General features: G+C 46.1%; 10 protein-coding genes. 2 read left to right on the top strand and 8 right to left on the bottom strand.

Features of this window, described 5'->3' with window-relative positions:
• Nucleotides 1-267: 267 nt before the first annotated feature.
• The 8 genes from T433_RS0103765 to T433_RS0103730 form a co-directional block, all read right to left on the bottom strand.
• Nucleotides 268-3,609: a type I restriction endonuclease subunit R gene (locus T433_RS0103765; RefSeq protein ID WP_027454910.1), complete on the bottom strand. Its 3,342-nt coding sequence runs from the start codon at nt 3,607-3,609 to the stop codon at nt 268-270.
• Between the two features lie 37 nt (nt 3,610-3,646).
• Nucleotides 3,647-4,831 carry a restriction endonuclease subunit S gene (locus T433_RS15800; RefSeq protein WP_052356974.1) on the bottom strand — a complete coding sequence of 395 codons (1,185 nt, stop codon included), beginning with the start codon at nt 4,829-4,831 and terminating at the stop codon, nt 3,647-3,649.
• Nucleotides 4,828-5,898: a PDDEXK nuclease domain-containing protein gene (locus T433_RS0103755; RefSeq protein WP_044109184.1), complete on the bottom strand. Its 1,071-nt coding sequence runs from the start codon at nt 5,896-5,898 to the stop codon at nt 4,828-4,830. Before T433_RS0103755 ends, T433_RS15800 begins: the two co-directional genes overlap by 4 nt.
• A gap of 16 nt (nt 5,899-5,914) precedes the next feature.
• Nucleotides 5,915-7,057, bottom strand: a complete 1,143-nt coding sequence (locus tag T433_RS0103750) for a PDDEXK nuclease domain-containing protein (RefSeq protein ID WP_428837370.1) — start codon at nt 7,055-7,057, stop codon at nt 5,915-5,917.
• Nucleotides 7,057-8,574 carry a class I SAM-dependent DNA methyltransferase gene (locus tag T433_RS0103745; protein WP_027454907.1) on the bottom strand — a complete coding sequence of 506 codons (1,518 nt, stop codon included), beginning with the start codon at nt 8,572-8,574 and terminating at the stop codon, nt 7,057-7,059. Before T433_RS0103745 ends, T433_RS0103750 begins: the two co-directional genes overlap by 1 nt.
• 100 nt (nt 8,575-8,674) lie before the next feature.
• Nucleotides 8,675-9,634 (bottom strand): hypothetical protein, encoded by a 960-nt coding sequence (locus T433_RS0103740; RefSeq protein ID WP_155808329.1) that lies wholly within the window; start codon nt 9,632-9,634, stop codon nt 8,675-8,677.
• A 1-nt stretch (nt 9,635) separates the two neighbouring features.
• Entirely contained in the window at nt 9,636-12,329 is a 2,694-nt protein-coding gene (locus tag T433_RS0103735; RefSeq protein WP_162164162.1) for an N-6 DNA methylase, read from the bottom strand.
• A 428-nt stretch (nt 12,330-12,757) separates the two neighbouring features.
• Nucleotides 12,758-13,750: a helix-turn-helix transcriptional regulator gene (locus T433_RS0103730; RefSeq protein ID WP_027454904.1), complete on the bottom strand. Its 993-nt coding sequence runs from the start codon at nt 13,748-13,750 to the stop codon at nt 12,758-12,760.
• 667 nt (nt 13,751-14,417) lie between these two features.
• On the opposite strand from T433_RS0103730, the gene sov reads away from it, so the two are divergent.
• Both sov and mutY read left to right on the top strand, forming a co-directional pair.
• Complete coding sequence (sov, locus tag T433_RS0103725; RefSeq protein WP_428837369.1) at nt 14,418-21,908, top strand: T9SS outer membrane translocon Sov/SprA; 7,491 nt, start codon at nt 14,418-14,420, stop codon at nt 21,906-21,908.
• Entirely contained in the window at nt 21,905-22,921 is a 1,017-nt protein-coding gene (mutY, locus tag T433_RS0103720; protein WP_027454902.1) for an A/G-specific adenine glycosylase, read from the top strand. The genes sov and mutY overlap by 4 nt, the downstream gene beginning before the upstream one ends.
• Nucleotides 22,922-23,076: the final 155 nt, after the last annotated feature.

Raw genomic sequence — 23,076 nt, 5'->3', positions numbered from 1 at the left:
GAAGAAATGGGCGAGGGGATTGAATTTGTATCAGGAATCTTTTTACACAAAGAGAAACGTCTCCTTTTTCAACTCGTCGAAGTTTATTGCTTCCGTTGTCAGAATTTAGGCCAATTGTCAAAGAATTTGGGGTGGAAGGACTGAATAATCATACAGATGATAACCCCTACTATGATGTACAGGAAGAAATCCCACCCCATAAATAGCCATCCGAAGAATAGTAATAAAATCCCCAAAATAAGTGTCATAATAATCCTCCCTTGGCATTCACGCCGTTATTGAAATAACCTGATGGATTTCTTTCACAAAGTCCTTTAGGCTGACGAAATTAGCGCCGAAGGTAACTCGCCAGTTGAATGCCTTTAAAGGATACTCCATGAAGTTCCTGACCTCTATATCGCCATTTACGCTAACATAGTCGAGAATATTCTTCAGGTATCTTTCTTGTTCTGACGTCAGGTTGTTGTCGTTGATAAACTTCTGATATATCTGGAGGGCTTTCTTCCTGTCTATGCCATTGACAACACGAATGAATGCAGCCACATTGGTTTTATATGGATGTCCCTCTGCCAGTTCGTCAAACTCTTCACGACTGCCCAGTTCTTCAAAGAATACTCGCTCCAGTTCTTTGAAGTCCGCTGCTGTCAACTGCTCAAACTGCTGTATCTTCTGGAGTGTTGGATTACCTGTATTTTGTGCCAGATAGTCTACCACTCTCTGCTTGTAAGAAGTACGGATCACTGCATCTTCTCCTCCCTCTACTGTGACGTAGGGGTCTTCAATGTCAATAATAAACTTCTCCTTCTTCCTGGTACCCTCCAGCAGCTTTATCAGGTCTCTCAGTTCTGTTCTTACTCCCTCAAGACTGTCAAGGCTCTCGTTCGCCCAGAATGGTGGTTGCTGAACCTGTCGGATGGTGTCTAGATGCTTCATCACAGCAGGTATGGAGCCTTTCTTTTCCAGATGAGCTGCCACATTGACTACCACCTGCCTAAACTGTCCCACACGAACTGTAGAGTCGATATGAGCCAACTGCAGGTGAAGCATGATGACGTCGAATTTCTTTGCCGATTCGTCATCATCATCTTGTGGTATCAGCTTCCCTATTTCCTTCAGGCGCAAGACATCTACCTCTGAGAGATAAGTCCATTTCTCCTTATCACGGAATGGCTCTATGATGTTCCAATAGGAACGGGCATCCTTCCGCTCTTTCACAATGCCGTTTACCTGTTGATGCAGAAGCACCTTCAGGTCGTCATGCATCTGCTTGTCAAATGCCTTCTCCTGATGCTCAGCACTTTGCAGTTCCTTTGCTATATCCAGTCGCAGCGAGAAGAGTCGTTCTGTCAACGACTTGCTGTTTGAAGCATCTATGCCATCAGGTTTCTTAGAGAAATAATCGAAGTTGCCACACCAGTCAAAAATATAGAAGCATTCCTTGTTCTTACCCTCTCCGAAGAGGTCAGGACAAAGGCGAGTACCTCGACCTATCATCTGCTCAAACTTTATCTTCGACTTCACAATCTTAAAGAAGACCAAGTTCAATACTTCCGGTACATCAATACCTGTGTCGAGCATATCCACGCTGACAGCTATCTGAGGCAGGCTTTCCGCAACCTTGAATTTTGCTATCAACTTATCGTGGTACTTCACCTGATTGTCTATCAACTGGCAATAGTCTGCTCCACGATTGGGGAATAGTGCGTGGAAGCGTTCCACTATTCTCTCAGCATGTTTATGATTATAGGCAAAAATGATCGTCTTTCCTATATCCTCGCCACTCTTAATCTTCAAGCCGTTTTCCATCAGTTCTGACAATACATTGTCTATCGTATCGTCATTGATGAGGTAACGGAATATCTCGTTTCCTTCTATGTCTCGATGGTATTCCGCATTGGGGTCGATGCCCTTCAGCATCTTCTCGTAATCCCACACCTTTTCCAGTTCCTCTCGCTGTTCTGGAGTCAGTTCGTCATACTTGATGCCTTTGTTGATCATCTTCGAGTGATGGCGCTTTGCCTTGTAAGCCACAAGGTATCCGTCATTTACTGCCTCGTCAAAGGTATATTCAAAGTTGGGCTCGTTCTCCAGTTCCAGCAATCGGAAGGTGTTCTTGTCTATCTCGTCACGAGGTGTTGCTGTCAGACCTATCAATAACGAGTCGAAGTATTGGAAGATGGCTCCATACTTTCCGAATACAGATCTGTGGGCCTCGTCTATGATAATCAGGTCAAAATGCCCCACGCTGAACTTCACATCATACTCATTGATGTAGTTGATCATCGTCTGGTATGTGGAGAATATGAATCGAGCCTCCAAGTCAGGCTCATCATCGTCTGACAGTGAAGCCATCGACTCACTAGGCAACAGCTTTTCAAAGTTACCTCTTGCCTGACCCACCAATTCTGTTCTGTCGGCAAGGAACAACACGTTCTTGATCCAGTCATTGTTTGACAGCAGCTTGCAGAGCGAAATGCTGACGCGTGTCTTTCCTGTACCAGTAGCCAGCACCAGCAACCCACGACGATGCTTCATGTTGAGCCATTCCACGAGGCTCTTGATGGCCGTCTTCTGATAAGGTCTGTCAGTAATCGTCTCGTCTATGGTCAAGTCCTTGATGTCGGCCCTGCCACGTTTCTGCATGATATATTCCAGGTCGTCATGACTATGGAATGATATGACATCCCTGTCAGGATATCCCAAGCCGTCAATAACCTTTGTCACATAACCATTGGTATAATATATGACAGGCCGAATGCCATATTTCTTTTCCAGACAGTCGGCATACAGTATGGCCTGTGCTCTGCCTTTTCCTGCACTCTGTATGGTACTCTTAGCCTCTACGACTGCCAAAGGCTTTCCACCCCTGCTAAACAGTACATAGTCGCAATAGCCCTTTCCGCTTGGTGTTGGCATACCTTCCACCTCAACCTCTATGCAAGCCTTTCCTCCCTGTATATCGCCCTTTACTGTCAGGATGTCCCACTTTGCTTCATTCAGCATATAGTCTATGAGACATCTTCTTGTCACTGCCTCGCTGGCAAGCGACTCCTTGGGTGTCTCTACAGGCTTGACAGGGTTTTCTATCACCTCCTTGGGCACGCTGTCAACAACCTCTTGCGACACTTCTGGCTCAGGAGAAGTTAATACCTGCATTCCTGGCAGCACTTGTGGCACCAAGGTAGCATCAAAGGCTGCTATGTTCTTCATCGCTTTCCAACGATACAGGAAGCCCTCCACCACATAGAACAGGGCTCTCAAGCAGATGAAGGCATCATTCTTCTTGATCTCCTGTGTTCCAGTATGAGAAGCATAGTTGCCAAACTTTTTGACGGTATAGATGTTCTTCTCAAATTCCCAGTCATAGTTGATGAAGGCATCCATCTCCGGATGCTTCAGCATATCGTTAAGTGATTCCTTCTGCTCCACCTTGGCTGATGCCATCGCGAGATGGTGCTTCACCAGCCATTCCAATGCCTTGCGGGCATTAGTAGCAGACTCCTCAGGATAAGAGTTCTGAAATATTTCTGCCTTATCGCAATATGCATGCAGTTTGCTAAAGCTCGGAATATGTTGAGCTAATAGTTGGATAAAGTCGAAATTCTTCATATCACTTAATTTTTAGTCAAACCAACACTTAACGTTTTTAGTCAAACCAATACTGCATTCTTGATGCAAGCAATGTTTCAAGGTCTTTTATCGTAGAACTGATTTGCGCCTTCTGCTGCTCAATCAACTCTATCCTCTTTGCAAATTCTTGCTGGAGAGAAAGAGGAGGGAGAGGAAGGGACTTCTTGCCAAGTTCCTTAGCTGTTATCGCCATTTGAACACAATTACCATTTGTGTTTTCATTTGCGACTATCTTCACAAGCATATACTTGAAATAGGTTGAATTATAAGCATCCTCTTTTATTCTTATCTTCATCAATGACGGATGAATGATTCCTCTAGGTGCATCTATTGGTAACTGATATAATTTGCCTATCGTACCACGACAACTCATAATGAAATCACCACCCTTAACTTCAAACCTTCTTAATGAGTTATACTTTTCTTCATTGATAAAATGATTCTCTAAATCAAGTCTACCTTGAATGGCGTGTTTTTGCTCATAAACCATACAAAATGCATCTATCTTCTCAACATAAGAATCTACTTTTAGAGCACTACCAAAAGGTCCCAAGAACATTTCTTGTACATTATCACTTAGATTCTTCACTTCCCATCCTTTTTCATTTTCGATGGGGTCACCAAACATATCATAGAATATGCTTTGAGCAAGACTGTCGAGGTCACTCAACTGAGCCTTCTTTAGGCTTATCAGCTCATTAATCTTGTCAAGCTCTGCAACTATAGATTGCTGCTCGGGAAGAGAAGGAATAGGGATAATATATCCACTTACACTTGTAGCAGAAAGATTAGGTTGAGAGCTTCCGTTATTACTTTTGTATATACAAGAAGATATAAAGGAACTATTGAGATAATGGAATAGATATTGATTATATACATCGTTGCATCTAATTATTACCAAAGAAGAGGCAATAGCACCTTGTGCTACACCTTTTACGATGGCTTTCTTGCCCAATGAACCTCTTAAACAAAACAGAATATCTCCATCTACTATTTTTCCAGAATTAAGACTATTATATTTATTTTCTGTAATATAATTCATGGAATCAAAATCTATCTCGCCATCCATAATATGGCCTGCATTGATAAAAGGTATACCTTTATCAACAAAATCTTTCTGTGAAGGATAATTCTTACCTCTATCACCATTGATAAAAGTAGCTATATCTCCCAATTTCTTATATGTCCACCCTTCTCTCATAGCTCGTCTTCCTCAATAATATTATCAAATCGAGTTTTGGCAGCCTCAAGAGATTTCTGAATCTGCTGCATCAGCACATGGCGTGGAGGCAATTCTGTAAGATACTTCGCCACCTTAATGCCAGCCTTGTCGAGTTGCAGCAGTTCTATTTGTTCATCGCTGCCCTCTGTGCACAGCAATAAGCCCAACGGTGTTTCTTCGCCTGGTTCCATCTCGTGTGCTTCCAGCCAGCGCAGATAGAGTTCCATCTGGCCCTTGTATTGCGCTTTGAAACTGCCTAATTTGAGATCAATCGCAATTAATCGATGCAGACGGCGGTGGTAGAACAACAAATCAAGATAAAAGTCCTGCCCGTCGATGATCATTCGTTTTTGACGTGCCACGAAACTGAATCCATTACCCAACTCGATGATGAACTGCTCAAGGTGGGCAATCAAACTGTCTTCAAGGTTCTTTTCGCTGTACATTCCTTTCAGTCCTGTAAACTCCAAGAAATACGGGCTCTTGAAAACAAGGTCGGGAGACATTACATTGTCATCGCGCAGAGTGGATAGCTCTTTCTTAATGAACTCGTCAGGTTTGCCGCTGATGGCTGTGCGCTCAAAGAGCATACCATCAATCTCTTTGCGAAGGTGACGTATACTCCATCTTTCAGAAGATGCTAACGTAAGATAGAATTCACGTTGAAGATCGTCCCTAAGAGGCAAAATCTCTACGAAATGAGACCATGACAATTGTTGCGACGCTGTCGCAACAATTTGCTTATCAGGAAACAATTTTGCAAATTTCATCATCCTCGTGAGGGAACTCTTTTCAAATCCCTTCTCCCCATACTCCGCCTGCAATTGTTGCGACACTGTCGCAACAATTTGTTTTCCATATTCAGCACGCTGATTATCAAGCACTTCACGATTGATACGCTCACCTATATGCCAATACATCATGGTCAATTCGTAATTGGCAGTAGCGGCTACATGACCACGTGCCTGCTCAATAATCTGACGCAAATCTTGTATCATAGATTGTGTCGACACTGTCGCGACAATTGTATTGTTCTTCTGTTCCATCTTCATTTCCCTTCTCTCATTCTGTCTCTCCGTTGGTTTCTTTAAACTCAGCAATCCACTCTCTCACTTTTGCCTGCAACAAATTTTTGTCTGGCAAATAGAGCTGATATTGCGTAGCATAGATATTAGCATCCTTGGGCAGGGTCAGTTCTACCAATGCTTCTTTCTTGCTCTCACAAAGCAGTATGCCGATGGTAGGTTTCTCATAGTCCTGCTTCACAAATCGATCATAGTAGTTGACATACATCTGCATCTGACCGAGGTCTTGATGAGTCAGCTTGTCTGCCTTTAAATCTATCAGCACATAGCATTGCAACAGACGATTATAGAAAACCAAGTCAACGTAGAAGTTCTCTTCTTCAAATGTGAATCTCTTCTGGCGTGCCTCGAAAAGGAATCCCTTTCCCAATTCAAGGAGAAACTGCTGCATCTTGCTGATAATAGCATTCTCTAACTTACTCTCAGAATATGCAGAGTCGGGCTTTAATCCTAAGAACTCTAAAGTCAGCGGGTCTTTTATGATGTCCGAAGGCTTCTCTATGGTTTGTCCCTCTTTTGCCAATCTCATCACCTCATCCTTGTTGCGACTCAGAGCCAAACGTTCATAGAGGCTACTGCCTACCTGACGAGAGAGTTGCCGCACACTCCATTGCTGTTGCGCACATTCTATTTCATAGAAACTACGAGCATCGGGATTCTCAATCCGCATAAGAATAAGATAGTGGCTCCATGAAAGAGAGAAATTGGGGCAATAGTGTTGCTCCTTTCCAGAAACAGAGGTATGGGGGGCATAATCAATATCGTCTACACTGTTGACGATATTCAATTTCGTCTGCATTGTGGACGAAATCTGCCTTGAAGAATATACCCGATAAAACTTTCTGCATTTATCCAATGTTTCTACAGACCAACCATCACCAAAGCGTTCAGTCAAACGGGATGATAAAACTTTCAGAACCTGCTTTCCATACTCGGCACGTGACTTGCCCTTCTGTTCGTCTTCAACAATATATAGTCCAATGTGATATTTGGTATAAACCTCTGCCACATTGATTGTCGTAGCAACATGTCTGCGGGCCTGATTTATGAGTGCAGATACCTTCTCAAAGAGGGCATCTATACGAGCTGTTTCTTGTATTTCGTTCTTCTGTGCCATCATCATTCCCCTTTCAACATCTTATACAGTTCGCTATATCCCTTCAGGTATTCTCCTTCTGTCTTTTCAAGACGAGTAAGGATGTCTGCAATGGGTTCGTACTCTACCTTCTCCCTCTCTATCTCCTTGTACTTGTTGATAGAAAGGTCATAGTTGTTCTGGCGAATCTCTTCCACAGGAACAAAGAAACTCTGCTCCTTGCGACTGCGAGACTCTTCGGCCTTCAGGTTATGGTAGCGAGATACCACATCAGGAATGTCATTCTCGCTGATAGGGCTTCGCTTATCGTCAAGACTGAAGCCATCAGCCTTCATGTCGTAGAACCACACCTTGTCAGTGCCACCACTATTCGTCTTTGAGAAGACTAGAACGGCAGTACTTACTCCAGCGTAAGGCTTGAAGACGCCACTGGGCATAGAGATAACAGCCTTCAGCTGCTGGTTGTCTACTATCTCCTTACGAATGGCAATATGGGCTTTGCTGGTGCCAAACAATACGCCATCAGGAACAATGCTGGCACAACGGCCACCAACCTCCAAAGAGCGCACAAACTGAGCAAGGAACAAGAGTTCTGTCTTGCTCGTATTGGCATAGGCCAGAATCTTCTTGTTGACGTTGCCCTTGTCCAGACTGCCAGCGAAAGGAGGATTTGCCATGATGAGCGTATAGCAACTCTGATCATCGTTCTGTTCTGACAACGAGTCGCGCCAGGCCAGTTCTGGAGCAGTAATGTCATGAAGCAGCAGGTTCATGGCACCTATACGAAGCATCGTCTGGTCTGTATCGTAACCATTAATCATCGATGTCTTCATGTGATGAACTTCTTCTGCAGCATACATGGCTGTCCCATAGTTCTCCTTGATATACTTTACAGCCTCAACGAGGAAACCTGCACTACCCATTGCGGGGTCGCAGATATAGTCTTTGGGCGTTGGCTCCATCATCTCCACAATCATGCGGATGATGTGGCGAGGAGTACGGAACTGACCATTAGTGCCTGATGCTGCCATCTTGCCAAGGATGTATTCATAGACATCGCCCATAGCATCACGATTGTTCATGTCTAGGGCATCTACACCATCTACAACCTTTGTCAGCGTGCGAGCATTGGGGATAAGGAATATGGCAGACTTCATATAGCGACTGTAGGCACTTTCCTCACCTGTTCCGATATGCTTGATGAACTCAAACACACTTTGGCGAACAATCTTAAACATGTTGTCAGACCCGAAGTTCTTAAACACATGCCAACGAAGATTCTCGTATGGGACACCCTTCTTCTCTTCATCCGAAATAGCCTCAGGATTCACCCAAAGCTGTCCGTCGAGGAATGTGGGATTCTGGACTTCTGCACCCCAGTCGCGAGCATTCTCCTCTTCTTGCAGCTGCTTGTCATCGAGCAACTTCATGAAGAAAATATAGGTCATCTGCTCCAATACTGTTATGGGATTAGTAATACCTGCCACAAAGAAGGTATCCCATATCTGGTCAATCTTATTCTTTATCTCGCCTGTAATCATATTTCCTATTATAGTCGGTAATTCATTCTTTCTGCAAAAATATAAATAATTCTCTTAATACGCAAATGTCACACGAGTATTATCCTCATTCAACGTTATTTTACGCTTCTCTATGCAGGTTTCCTGCAAAGGCGAGATTATTTTTTTTCCTGCGATTCTCTTTTTCCTTCATGGTGCAATTTTGACAATATGCAACTATGGCCTTCATTTCTTCCTTATCTCTTTCCTTTATCGTGGGACACCAATGGAGTATATTTAGAAGATTCAGTAGAATGCTTTTGTTTAGATACGGTACTACATTACTTACAATGTCCTGATGTACTGTTGTTGCATGTGCTCCAGGATTGCAAACGTCCACACAGAAGTGCATTGAGCGAATAACATGTATTGGAACTATTTGAGGAATATCTTCTAATGACTTACTGCATTCTGCAAGATTTGTCCTTTTGAATTCTACTGGCAACAATCCTATTGTGTCCAAATGTTTAAAGATTCTTTCGATTATCTTGCGAACTGTACCAGGGACAGTCGTATCTGTAACAAAACTGTCTTTATTTGAATTGATGAGCAATTCAACCAAATCATAATCAGTATAGAAATTGCATACTGAAGCATGCTTTTGACGGACTATATACGCTTCGCTCGATTCGACAGCTTTTTTGATATTATTATAAAGATCATAGCGTTGTTTGGGCTTCTCGTAATATAATCTATCATCATAAGCGCGTTCTTTTATCATGAATTCCAGATGTTCTACACCCTCGTAATCTCCGCCAGTATATACAAACCAAGGTATTTCTGTACGCATGTGGATGAGCTGACCAATAGCTTCTTTAAGAGTCTTTAGCGAAGGTTGTTCCTGCTCGTCGTCGGTTAATTTGCAATTTGCATCGAGAATGATAGCATCCCATGCAATAGATTTGTCTTTTAACAACGACAAGCCCTTATTTACTGAAGTTGCAGATGTTATTGAGAGCCCATATTCATAAGCCTCGTCCATAAACTCATTAGTGGGCATATCGTCAACCCAGAGAACATTTAATTTCATCTGACCTTCCATATCAATCCTCATAAGCTAATGGTAAAACAATCTCATATTCCGTAACGAAGCCTGATGTCTCTTCAGGATTCTCATTCAGTTTAATGGAACCACCATAATGCTCCACAATATTCTTAAGTTGCCAGGTTCCAATACCGGTTCCAGAACCATAGCCCCAGTCAAAGAAGCGTTTCCTGTCTACGCTTGGATGGATTGGGTTGCCATTATTAGAAACACATACTCTAACGGCGGATTTCCCATCAATAGCAGCATCAGAAACATCTAATCGAATACGATAATCTCGTCGGATAGTCTCTGTAAAGCCCCATTTAGAGGCATTTGCAATAATATTGTCAAAGATGATAGCCAAGTCATCCGGATTAATATTTACGAACCTGTCATCATTCAAGTCAGCAGTCTCGCCCTCTTCCTCAATATATACATCATGGTCGTGATGTGTTTGTATATCGAATTTATCAGAAAGGTGATGCTGAGGGATATCATCTACATAACTATCTATATTGACAATAGATGGTGTACCCCAGTTTTCTTTATCCACAAAATTGGTAACAAGATCTTCAACCTTATGCATGATAGTATGCAACTTATGGAAATAACTTCTAACAGTTTCACCTGTTCTGGCTGCTACAATATCATCATCTCGAAGAATTCCGCCATTCTTCTCCCTACATTTATCAAGGAGGGCAAAAGCTGGCGCAAACTCATTCATTACCTGCTGAATTCGATGTTTACGCTGACGCAACATTTTGACATATTCGTCATGATGCTTATCCTTAAGCTCAGACAGTTCCTTCTCCACTCTGGCGAAATGGAGAAGTTTCTGCTCCTCAACAATTTCATTCTCTACCTTTAGAGCCTGACGATCTCTTTCAGGCACTTGTATATATATGGAAAGAAGATTGTTAAGAGACAGATGATTCATTGATGAACCACTATATTTTAGACGGAGTTGATCTAAAACATAACTTTTTTTCAATTCCAAGACAAGATATTCGGGTAATACTGTATCCGAATTAACCACAAGAGCATAAAGAATATCTCTACGATATACAACGTCACCTCCTGAATACTTAAATATAGTTGGTCTTAACTTATTGCCTGCAGAAACGAAAACCACATCAGAAGTAATTTGGTAAAATCCCTTACCATAATCCTCCAGTTTTAAGTCAGACTCATTCAATGTCGTAAAACCGTCTCCTGACAATAGGCTCGGTTTTACAACGAAACCCTTTCCAGATATACCTGCAGACAAAGAAGAGCTAGAAACAATATCACCAAGTCGTACTAATTTGAACCCTTTGGATGGTTCAATTACATCAGAGAAGTATTCGCATGGAGCTAGATTATAATCTGCTTCCTTGATGAATTCTATTGAGCGATGAGTTTTCAATTTGTTGAAATCACTTTTCGTCAACTCATCTTCCATTGAAAAGTTTGAATCATAAAGAAAGAAGTCTGGATAGTTTCTATAGTGTAATAGATTTGCCAATTTCTCGTCTTCAAGTATATTCAGCTTGCCACGACGGATTGCACAATTAGTACCATCCACAAATGTAACATCATCATGCACTTTTTTCCTGATAAAAATGATTGCAGTGTTGATATTTGTATTGGAAAATATACCGGAAGGTAAATAAACTACGGATTCAAGCCAACCTGTATTCACCATCATTTGGCGTACATCCGCAGTATCTCCTCTTGTCAAAAAAGAGAAAGGTACTACACAAGCCAGTAATCCACCTTTGGCCAGCATGTCCATACCTCGGCGGATAACGAAATGATCAGCAAGCTCTCTTTTGCCGTATTCGTTAGTTATAGACAAGCTAAATGGAGGAGTACTTAACACGTTGCCAGCAACTCCGCCTCTCCAATCGGCAGAATCACTTAAATCATAGTTCTCACTATCAGAATACAGAGCCATAAGTCTGAGTTTGCCTATTGCCCATGTTAATTCGTCTATTTCTTCAGCATAGTATTGATTACCTATGCTACAATTTAAAAAGAAACTGTACGTATCATCACCACATGGCATAAGCATTTGCGTAGCATATGATGCCACACCAGCAAACGGATTATATATAGAGCCGCCAGACCTCTGAGAAAGAATAAGTTTGGTTAGTTCAATAGGCTGCATCCATAATTTGTCGCCTGAGAAATCCAGAATTCTCTGAAGAATTCTATTAAATTCATTTGCCCAGTCTGCCAAAGAACTTTCAGACTCCGATGCAGGATCTTCAGGATACTCTTTCTCGTATAAAGTTTCTGTTTCCTGCATTATCATATAGAGCATATACCAGAAAGCGGCTTCTTCCTTATGATCAGGCTCGTGTTTCTGAATTATTTCAATAACTTTACATAGACTTTTGTTATTGTCTTTATCAATAGCCAGAGCCAAGTTGTTATCGAATTTACATGAGCAAAGATATAAATATGGATTAAACACAGATAGGTCAAATCCTGCCTCTTGCATTTGAGAGAGGAATTTCTTAACATTACCTTCTCCTTGCGGTAGAGCTATATTAGAGGCATCTATTACTGGTCCACCTTCACTAAAGAATTCCGTCAATTTTTCTTTAGTAACAGATGCTATAATCCCATGACTATTATCTTTAACATCACACTCTAGTTTGAGTTTTCCTTCCCTCGTAAGATACATAACCAACAAGGGCATATAAGAGTTTGGGAATAGTTTCATGAAAGAATCCAATGTATTCTCGAAACTCTTCATGTCAACACGCAAATCAGAAAACTTCAACATAAGCAAATAAAAATTAAAAATCAAACTTTCTTAAATCTGATGCAAAATTACTCACTTACTGTGCAGGTTTTCTGCATTGTTCAAATATTTATGATTCGTTGTCGTCTTCATCCTTCTTTTTACTGCTTTCCATAAACACCTTTTGCAATACTTGATGTTATTTTTCCAGCGACTTTTTGCTGTTTTGATGTTGTTTTTCTAGTCAACTGTGCCAGCTGGAATCGAGGGACTGTCTCCTGATTCACTTGTCTTTTAACGGGCTCATCAGCAGCACTTTACAAATCGCCCGCCATTGGCTGGCGATTTGTAAGAACAGCATTTTTATATGTTTTGACGTCTTGTTCCATTGTGTGTTGATTGATTTATTAGTCTGTGTATTTCTTGTTCGTTGCTTGTATTTTCTCCGCAATCCTATCTCTGAAACTGGCTGGAGCCATGACTTCTATGTCTTCTCCAAAGGAGAGTATGAGCGATTCCAGCTCTTTGTTCACCTTGACATTAATGGAGATAATGACATAGTCCTCGGCCTCCTCGACGATGCGCTGAGAGAGGTGGAGAGGCTTGGTGCGAATATAGTTAAAACGCTTGCTTGTCACCTTGATGACGATATCTTCTGCGTCAACGTCAGGGACTGTCACTCCTATCACATCGTCGAAGTATTCTGAGAAATCAATCTCTGACTCCTTATAAGGTAAGGCGATCTCTTCAAAACTGTCAATACGGTCAAGGGCATAGTGAGCGTAAGAGTCATAGCCCTTAGCCTGGGCGATGAGGTACCAACGGTCGTTGTACTGCTTCAGGTGATAAGGATAAACATTAACCGTCTGTGTATCTTTGCCATAAGGCGTGTATTTTAGTTTCAACACCCTTTTGGTAAGGATTGCCTGTAATAGCTTGCTAAAATGCCCAAGACCCTTTAGGTCTATATTCGATTGGAACGATACTACGGGTGAAGTATTTTCTTCGAACAGTCCTCCTTCTACCTGCATCAATATGGTACGCACCCAGTCGTATAACGGTTCCCCCTCGAACTGCCTTAAAACATAGATGGCATCTTCTATCTTATTGCGTTCTTCATCGTTCATGCGGAAAAGAGGTAGGTTATAGTCTGTATCGGCATAGCGGTATAGACGCTGGCGTCCACGCTTTAGCTTCTCGTTGAGGACTATTCCGTAATCTGCTTCCAGTAAATTGATGTCGTTCTGAACGGTACGCTTGGAGACATTAGGTTTGTCCGCTTTGCGTAATGCCTCATTACACTCATCAACTAAATCGTCAATGGTGTATTCCCTGTATCGGTTTCTGAGACATTTGTTCAGAACTTGGTATCTCAATAATACCTGTTTGTCTACTGGCATAATAGCGGTTCTTAGCTTATGGACTACAAAGATAGCAATTATTTTGCACAAGACGAAGAAAAACACGAAAAAGTTAGGAATCTAGTACATGACATATAGTATTTCTGAACTTTCAAAGCAATTCATTGGAAAAATATTTTTTGCCACGGGCTGTGAGATTCTTGGTGTGCGCATGTGGCATTGCCAAACTGGTTGCGGAGTGTGGCAAAACAAGTACTTTCGACTGCCAAAACGATAGGTATGAAGGCGCAAAAGTATAGGTTTTGACTTGCAAAAGTATAGGTTTTGGTGTCATTCTAGAGTCTAGAAAGCACGATTCTAGAGTCTAGAATGCATGATTCTAAAGTCTAGATCACATCATTCTAGAGTCTAGAATTGAGTAATCTAGGGGCTAGAATTGGGTAATCTAGGGTCTAAAATGGAGTAATCTAGGGTCTAGAATTGAGCTTTCTAGGGGCTAGATTCGACTTAAAAGCGTAACTATTGCATTGCAATACTTATGCTATTGCCTTGTAATAGTACGCATTTCACGAGTTAAAACCATTGCTTTTTGATGTAAAAAAGCGTTCTATTTATAATAAATAGGTGTGTTCTGCGTTATCATTATTGTAATACGACAACATAGAACACTTTGAAACGCGTAATATATATGTTGTTGCTCGTTCTGATGGTGGGCCTGGCATCGGCTCAGGTGCTGCAACAGGACGACAACAAGAAAGACAATAAGACAGCGCCCAAGGCACAACCCAAGGCAAGGGTCGAGGATGAGAGCATTCCCGACTCTTTGTTGCATGCCCGCTGGCGTATTCAGCACACGGCACCTGTGGTGGTAGAGGATCTGGACTCCAGCGCATTGGATCTGAGAATGCCAGACAATATTAAGCTGCAGGTGGAATACGACGACTCTTTGAATGTTTATCGCATAGGCTCAAAGATAGGCGACAGCTACCTGAATGCTCCGGTGGTGATGACGCCCGCTGAGTATATGCGCTGGAGCGAGCGCAAGGCCCGTGAGCAGTATTTCAGGAAGAAGGATGCTGAGGCTGCCAAGGCTGCAGGAAAGGATAAGTTCGATTTCTCTGACATGCACTTCGATCTGGGACCAGCCGAGAAAATCTTCGGTCCTGGCGGCGTGCGCGTGAAGACACAGGGTACGGCAGAGCTGAAGATTGGCGCTACGCACAAGAATATCGAGAACCCGTCGCTGCCTATACGCAACCGTAAGACCACGGCTTTCGACTTCGACGAGAAAATCAACCTGAACGTGAACGGTAAGGTGGGCGACAAGTTGAACATGAACCTGAACTACAACACCGACGCTACCTTCGACTTCGACACGAAGAACCTGAAGTTGAAGTACGACGGCAAGGAGGACGAGATCATCAAACTGGTGGAGGCCGGCAACGTGTCGTTCCCCTCCAACAACTCGCTGGTGCATGGCGCCTCGTCGCTGTTTGGTATTCGCACAGACATGCAGTTTGGCAAACTGAAACTGCAGACGGTGGTGTCGCAGAAGAAATCTACCTCCAAGAGCGTCAGCTCGAAAGGCGGCACGCAGACCACCCCCTACGAAATTGATGTGGCCGACTATGAGGAAAATCGCCACTTCTTCCTTTCACATTATTTCCGCCAGAACTACGACCGCTCGATGCAGTCGTTGCCCAACATGACAACAGGCGTGAAGATCAATCGCATCGAGGTGTGGGTGACCAACAAGAGTGGTACCACTTCTAACTCGCGCAACATCGTGGCATTCAGTGATTTGGGTGAGAATGACGTGATCAAGAACTCGATGTGGCAAGCCACGGGCTATCAGGTGCCCAGCAACCTGGCCAACACAGAATATGCGCAGCTGGTCAGCCAGATAGACACGGCTTCGCGCTATATGGACCGCGTGACGGCCATCCTTGAGACCAACCGCCAGTTGGTGGGTGGTGCCGACTACGAAAAGTTGTCGAGTGCCCGCCTGCTGAGTTCCAGTGAATACACGGTCAACACGGCGTTGGGCTTTATCTCGCTGAAGACGGGGTTGCAGACCGACCAGGTGCTGGCTGTGGCCTATGAATATACCTATGGCGGACAGACCTATCAGGTGGGTGAGTTCTCGACCGACATCACACAGACCAACCGCTGTCTGTTTGTGAAGGCACTGAAGAACACCTCCAACAACCCATCGCAGGCCAACTGGCGACTGATGATGAAGAACGTCTATTACCTGGCCTCTTCGGTAGAGAAAGAGAAATTCCGTATGGACATCAAGTACCAAAGCGACACTACAGGTACTTACCTGACCTATCTGCCCGAGGAGAGCCTGAAGTCAGTGCCCCTGTTGCGCGTGATGGGATTGGACCGACTGGATGCCAACATGAAGCCTCATTCCAACGGCCAGTTTGACTTTGTTCAAGGCTATACTGTGGTCAACGGACGCGTGTTCTTGCCGGCTGCAGAGCCATTCGGCAATTATCTGCGTAACTACCTGAAGCAGAAGGGTATGGGCCAGGTGGCTGAGAAATACTGCTTTGACCAGCTCTACGACTCGACCAAGACGGTGGCCAAACAGAATGCCGAGAAGGATAAGTTCGTGCTGTCGGGACAATACAAGGGCACCAGCGCCAATGTCATCTCGCTGGGTGCTGCCTACGTGCCGCAGGGGTCGGTGGTGGTGACGGCGGGTGGTGTGACCCTTCAGGAGGGTAGCGACTACTCGGTGGACTACTCGGCTGGCGAGGTGACCATCCTGAACCAGAGCATCATTGATGCTGGCACAAACGTCAACGTATCGCTGGAAGACAACACCAGCTACGGCATGCAGCGCAAGACCATGCTGGGCATGAACTGGGAGTATGACTTCAGCAAGAACTTCTCGTTGGGCGGTACGCTGTTGCACCTGAAGGAACAGGCACTCACCTCGAAGGTGGCCATGGGCGAGGAGCCCCTGAACAACACGCTGTGGGGACTGAACGTCAACTGGAAACAGGAGTCGCAGTGGTTGACCAACGTGCTTGACCGTCTGCCCTTGCTGCACTGTACGCAACCTTCGCAAATCACCTTCACGGGTGAGTTTGCACAACTCATAGCACACACACCTACCGGCACTCAGGATAACGCATCGTATTTGGATGACTTCGAGAACACCAAAAACCTGCTCGACGTGAGCGATCCAAAGGCTTGGGTGCTGTCGAGCGTGCCAAGCATGTTTCCCGATGCCAACGACAAGACATCTGTGAAAAGCGGTTATAACCGTGCCTTGCTGGCATGGTATAACGTGGATCCTATCTTCACGCGCCGTTCTTCTTCGCTGACACCTGCTCACATCAAGAGCGACCTGGAACAGTTGTCCAACCACTATGTGCGCGAGGTCTATGTGAAGGAGCTCTATCCCAACCGCGACCAGTCTTCGTACAACGGCGCCGTTTCTACGTTGCCGGTGCTGAACCTGGCCTATTACCCTCAGGAGCGTGGCCCTTACAACCTGACCACCCAGCTGAATGCCGACGGTACACTGAAGAATCCTGGCAAGATGTTTGGTGGCATGATGCGCCGACTGGAGACCACCGACTTCGAACAGGCTAATATAGAATATGTGGAGTTCTGGCTGCTCGACCCCTACATCTACACCCGTAAGGATGGTACGGCAGGCCGACATAAAGGTGAACTGTACCTGAACCTGGGAGAGGTGTCAGAGGATGTGCTTCGCGATGGTAAGAAATTCTACGAGAGCGGTATGGCCGTTGACGGCACGTCATCATACGAAACCACGCAGTGGGGTAAGATTCCCGTGCAGGCCACTCAGACCTATGCCTTTGCCACCACCTCGGGCTCGCGCCAGTTGCAGGACGTGGGTCTGAACGGATTGACCGATGACGAGGAGCAGCAGTATGGCGCCTATATGGATTGGCTGAATGCCATTGGCGGTGTGGTGACCAACGACAGCGTGCTGCAGGCTTGGCGCAAAGACCCCGCCGGCGACGACTATCACTACTATCGTGGCACAGATCTGGATGCAGCGCGCACCAGCATCATGGATCGCTATAAGCGTATCAACAACCCTCAGGGAAACTCGCCCGCCAACGACAACCAGACCGAGGGCTACGACACGTCGTACAAGACCGGTCCTGACGTGGAGGATATCAACCAGGACTACACGTTGAACGAATACGAGCGTTACTATCAGTATCGCATCCCCATCAGCGACGATGAGCTGCAGGCCTACAACCGTGGCGTGAAGTCGGAAGACAGCTATATCGTGGACCACCGCGACTACAACGCGAAGTTGCGCAATGGCGACTCGCTCACCGTGCGCTGGTATCAGTATCGCATCCCACTGGCCGAGTTCGACAGTAAGGTGGGTGCCATCAACGACTTCACCAGCATCCGCTTCATGCGTATGTTCTTGACCGGTTTCGAAGAGCCGGTAGTGCTGCGCTTCGGTTCGCTGGACCTGGTGCGCGGCGAATGGCGCCAGTACAAACAGAACCTGCAAACGTCGGCAGGTGCTGAAACGGGCGTGCTGGAGATGAGTGCGGTGAACATCGAAGAGAACACCGACCGTAAGCCCGTGGCCTATGTGTTGCCTCCAGGCATCTCGCGTGCCACCGACCCCGCTCAGCCACAGCTCACCGAGAACAACGAGCAGTCGCTCTGCTTGACGGTGAAGAACCTGTCGCAGAACGAGTCGAAGGCTGTTTATAAGAACACCAACCTGGACCTGCGTCAGTATAAGCGCTTGCAGATGTTCGTGCATGCCAATGCCTTGATACCCAACAACACGCAACTGGAAGACAACCAGTTGGCTGTGTTCATTCGTTTGGGTTCCGACTATAAGAGTAACTACTACGAGTATCTGATTCCGTTGAAGCTCACACCCGAGGGTAACTATCGCTGGAACGTGCCCAGTGATCGTCCGCTGGTATGGCCGCTGGAAAACATGCTCGACATCAATATGTCTGTATTCACACAGTTGAAGAAGGCTCGCAACAAGGCACGTGCACAGGGACTTGCTTCCTATACACAGCTGTTCACCGACTACGACCCAGAGAAACCTAACAATAAAATCAGCATTGTGGGTAACCCGTCGCTGGGCGAGGTGAAGACCATGATTATCGGTGTGCGCAACCTGAGCAGCACGATGAAGTCGGGCGAGGTGTGGGTGAACGAGCTTCGTCTGCGCGAGACCAACAACGAAGGTGGTTGGGCCGCATCGGGAGCCATGAATGTGCAGCTGTCTGACTTCGGAACGGTGAACCTCACTGGCCGCTATGTCAGCGATGGTTTCGGCGGACTGGAAGAGAACGTGATGCAGCGTTCTACAGACACTCAGAAGTCATACTCGGTGACGGCCAACCTGGAACTGGGTAAGCTGTTCCCCGACAAGGCGAAGGTCACCGCTCCGCTCTACTATTCATATACAAAGGAGATTGTTAGTCCTAAGTACAACCCGCTGGACACGGACATGGAGCTCGACGACGCTCTGGAGTCGGCTGCCAACCAGCATGAAAAGGACTCTATCGAGTCGCTGGCTGTGACAAAGAACGTGATGCGCAACTTCTCACTGTCGAATGCGCGCGTCGGCATCAAGAACAAACGTCACCCGATGCCCTACGACCCCGCTAACTTCTCGTTTACCTACAGTCACTCGCATCGTCGCACGACTGGCGAGACAACTGTTTGGGAGACCGACGACCAGTGGCGTGGCTCGCTGAACTACAGCTATTCACCGGTCTATAAGACCTGGGAGCCGTTCAAGTCGTCGAAGAGCAAGTCGAAGTGGATGCAGTTCCCGAAAGCACTGGGACTGAACTATCTGCCACAGACCATCTCGTTCAACTCAGACTGGACGCGAAGCTACTACGAACTGCAGGAGCGTGATTTGGAGAATACCGTCAATCCCAACCTGCCTCTGACCTTCAGCGAGCAGTTCTTGTGGAACCGTGACTTCCAGTTGCGATGGGACCTGACCAAGAATCTACACATGAACTTCCAGAGTGCGACGCATGCTGAGATTGAAGAGCCCTATACTCCGCTTAACAAAGACCTCTATGCCGATCGCTATACGGCGTGGAAAGACTCGGTATGGCAGAGCCTGAAGCACTGGGGTACACCGCTGGACTATCAGCAGAACTTCACGGCCAGCTATCAGGTGCCACTGGATAAGTTGCCAATCTTCGACTGGTTGAAGGCTGATGCCAGCTATTCGGCAACGTATTCTTGGTTGCGCGGTACGGAGTTGGACGATGGTACCTCGCTGGGTAACACCATCTCTAACAATCGCAACCTGAACGTCAACGGTAGCTTCAACATGGAGACGCTCTATAATCACATCCCCTTCCTGAAGAAGACCAACGAGCGATTCAAGAAGCAGAGCTCGGCAGCTCGCAAGACGACTACCAAGCCCAACAAGGCTGCGCAGAACCGCAACAACCAGAAGGATAATAAGGCAGACGACAAGGAGGAGAAAGCACTGCCGAAAAATAAGAATACGTTCCAGAAGGAACTGACGCTGCAAAGCGACACGACCATTGAGGTGCAGCACGGTAAGAAGTCTAAGCGACTGATTGTAAGTGCAAAGAATGCGAAAGGCAAGGCTGTCACCGTGAAGTGGAAGACGGTGGATGAGAATAAGATCAAGGTGTGGTTGCCAAAGGGTGCCACGTCCGACACACTGAAGTTGAGCGTGATGGCCAAGGAACCTCTGGACAAGCAGTGGTGGTACAACCCCGCTCAGCAGGTGTCGCGCGTGCTGATGATGGTGCGCACCATCAACCTGAGCTACCGCAACCAGTATGCGATGACATTGCCCGGATTTATTCCTAACGTGGGTGACGCTTTCGGTCAGAACACGGGTAGCGTGCTGGCACCAGGTCTGGATTTCGCATTCGGTCTGACAGGCGATGGCTATGTGAACAAGGCGTTGGAGCGTGGATGGCTGTTGTGCGCCGACAGCGTGGCTACACCTTCTACAAGCAGTGCCACTGAGGACCTGCAACTGCGTGCTACGCTGGAACCCGTGCGCGACTTGAAGATTGACCTCACCGCTACGCGTACGGTCAACAAGTCGAAGAGCGTGCAGTTTATGTATGCAGGCACCCCCACCACCTACAGCGGTTCGTTTACGATGACTACCATCTCGCTGCGCAGTGCGCTGGAGGGAATGGGCAATGCAAATAATGGTTATCATTCTGCTTCGTTTGACAGGTTCTGCAACCGTCTGGATGCCTTCCGTGAACGTGTGCAGGCACAGTATCCTGCTGGTTCTGCAGGCGTAGGCAATGCCACAGTGAACCCTGTTGATCCCTACAGTGCTGACGTGATGATTCCGGCGTTCCTCTCCACCTACACGATGGGTGCCGGCAACTCGCTGGACATCTTCCCCGCGCTGACCCGACTGTTGCCCAACTGGACAATCAAGTATGGCGGACTGTCGAAGTTGCCTTGGTTGCGTGATCACCTGAAGAGCGTCAACCTGAACCACTCGTATAAGAGCATCTACAGCGTTGGCTCGTATGCGTCGTATAGCAGTTGGCTAGAGTATATGGGCGACCTCGGCTATGTGCAGGCTGCCGATGGTTCCTACACGCCATCGTCTCGCTATAACGTCTCTTCGGTGAGCATCAACGAGGCCTTCTCACCATTGTTGGGTGTCGATGTGACGTTCCCCAACAACCTGACTTGTAAGGTGGAATACAAGACCTCGCGCGTGCTGAACCTGTCGATGACGAGTGTGCAGATCAACGAGTCGCGCTCAAACGACTGGGTGATTGGTTTGGGTTATAAGATTTCGAACTTCAAGCTCTTTGGCAACGGCAACCACCGAAAGGTGAAGAACGCGAAGGGCAATCAGAAAGAGGATGACAGCAAAAACAAGAAACAGCAATCGTCGAACAGCAAGGGTGTGAACCACGACCTGAATACTCGTGTCGATATCTCGTTCCGCGATCAGGCTGCCATCACACGTGATATTGCCAGCGGCGTTAGTTCGGCATCGAGTGGCAACTCAGCACTGAAGATTTCATTTGCTGCAGACTATACGCTGTCGAAGATGCTCACCATCACGGCTTACTACGATCGTCAGACCAACAAACCGCTGTTGTCTTCGAGCAGCTATCCCACCACGACGCACGATTTTGGTGTATCACTTAAATTCTCTTTGACCCGATGACCTCTTTTACACATATTCTTCTTGCATGGTTTCGTGAAAACGGCAGAGAACTGCCTTGGCGCGAAACACACGATCCTTATGCCATCTGGCTTTCGGAAATCATCCTCCAACAGACACAAGTGAAGCAGGGATGGAGCTACTGGGAGCGCTTCATGCGGCGCTGGCCCACGGTAGATGCTCTGGCTGCTGCCTCCGAGGATGAGGTGCTGCGCGAGTGGCAAGGACTGGGGTATTACAGTAGGGCTCGTAATCTTCACTTTGCTGCCAAGCAAATTGTGGCAATGGGGGGATTTCCTCATACACTCGACGAGATTAAGTCTCTGAAGGGTGTGGGCGATTATACCGCTGCGGCCATCGGAAGCATCGCTTTCGGACTGCCAGCTGCAGTGGTGGATGGCAATGTGTATAGGGTGCTGAGTCGCTATTTCGGTGTGGAGACTCCTATCAATACTACTGAGGGGAAAAAGACGTTTACGGCCTTGGCCCAGTCGCTACTTCCACCCAAAGAGGCTTCTGCCTACAACCAGGCAATAATGGATTTCGGTGCTATACAGTGCACACCACAGTCGCCACAGTGCGGCAGTTGTCCGCTGCAGGAGTCGTGTGTGGCGTTTCGTGAGGACAGGGTAGGGACACTGCCGGTGAAACTGAAAACGCTGAAGGTGAAAGAACGTCGTCTCTCTTATGTATATATAAGGTGTAAGGGCTATGTTGCCATCCATCGACGTGGAGCCGGAGATATATGGCAAGGACTCTATGAGCCGTATCTTGTAGCAGAAGATAATAATGGGATTGACCTGCAGCAGTGCCTGTTGCTGAAAAAGGACGTGCGCCACGTGTTGACACATCGTATCTTGTTGGCTGATTTCTATTTACTGGAGACAGCGGTGCGACCCGAATTGGCCGAAGACTATATTTGGGTGCAAGAACAAGACCTTGAAAAGTATGGCGTGCCCCGTTTGGTGGAGCTGTTGTATGAGGAAGTTCGTGCTGTGCTCGGAAACAGAAAATAATTACGAAGTTTCCTTAAAAATAGTTGCAAAATATTTTGGAGGGAATCGAAAAATGTTCTATCTTTGCAATATAACGAAAAGATAAAGGACATAAAAAGCAAAGGCCAATCTTTATCCTTAAATTAATTGCTAACAAGAAACACAAAAAAAGATGT

This window comes from Xylanibacter brevis ATCC 19188, assembly GCF_000621725.1.
GTDB classification, from domain to species: Bacteria; Bacteroidota; Bacteroidia; order Bacteroidales; family Bacteroidaceae; genus Prevotella; species Prevotella brevis.
This window is presented reverse-complemented; position numbering and strand designations above follow the sequence as displayed.